The 250-nt window shown below is 60.4% G+C and carries 1 protein-coding gene; it reads left to right on the top strand.

The genetic code is table 11. The features are described from left to right. The coding region (locus tag SB753_RS39725) for a 2,3-bisphosphoglycerate-dependent phosphoglycerate mutase (protein ID WP_410805502.1) at positions 1–224 on the top strand (224 nt) is incomplete at its 5' end. Between the last annotated feature and the right edge of the window lie 26 nt (positions 225–250).

Raw genomic sequence — 250 nt, 5'->3', positions numbered from 1 at the left:
GCAAGGTGCTGATCGCCGCGCACGGCAATTCGATCCGCGCGCTGGTCAAGTATCTGGACAACATCTCCGACAACGAGATCGTCGGGCTGAACATCCCGAACGGCGTGCCCCTCGTCTATGAACTGGACGAAGACCTGAAGCCGATCAAGCACTACTACCTCGGCGATCAGGAAGCGATCGCGAAGGCGCAGGCCGCTGTCGCGAAGCAGGGTAAGGCAGGCTGATCACGGCCAGTCCAATGATCGTGACC

It is taken from the genome of Paraburkholderia sp. SIMBA_053 (genome assembly GCF_046534895.1).
GTDB lineage: Bacteria > Pseudomonadota > Gammaproteobacteria > Burkholderiales > Burkholderiaceae > Paraburkholderia > Paraburkholderia caledonica.
The sequence above is the reverse complement of the archived record's forward strand: the minus strand, read 5'-3'. Positions and strand labels throughout refer to the sequence as shown.